Genomic DNA, 510 nt, shown 5'->3' on the forward strand with positions numbered 1-510 from the left:
CCAGCACGTTGGCAAAATGGTATTCGTCCTGATAAACCTGTCCGTCGAAAAGGATGAGCGTCCAGCGTGCAGGCTGTGCGCCGCGCGGTTGGTAGATCATCACGTCGCGGGCATTGCCGAGGATGTTGCTGCTCAGCCTCTGGCGGCTCAACATCCCGTGTAACAGCGGCTGTGCCGTAGCCCGAACGGAGCAGTAGCGCGCCGGGCTGAGATCGAGCAGAGAATAGCGATTCCAGCGATCGGTCTTCTGCTCCCCAAAGCTATTCGGGTTAAGCGGATCGGCCTGCGCGCTTACCAGGATGGCACGGCGTTGATCGCGGGCAGAGCCTTCAACGATCGGCACATCGGGGGCGAGCTTGTACTGCATCACCGTATCAGCGGGGACCACGTAGCTGCGGAACCAGACGTCGCTGTTGCCCAGACGGAACAGCGGATCGTGATCCCCCGCCGGAGAGCCGAGAATGAAGACGTTATCCCGCGCGCCGCGCCACAGAAAGGTCACCCGCTTAT

Annotated in this window: 1 protein-coding gene; it reads right to left on the bottom strand. The window is 61.4% G+C overall.

The features are described 5' to 3' along the window. Positions 1-510: enterochelin esterase domain-containing protein (locus ABD017_RS16745; RefSeq protein WP_343883959.1), on the bottom strand; the 510-nt coding region annotated here is incomplete at both ends.

Origin of the sequence: Rhodanobacter caeni (assembly GCF_039523575.1) — a bacterium.
GTDB lineage: Bacteria > Pseudomonadota > Gammaproteobacteria > Xanthomonadales > Rhodanobacteraceae > Rhodanobacter > Rhodanobacter caeni.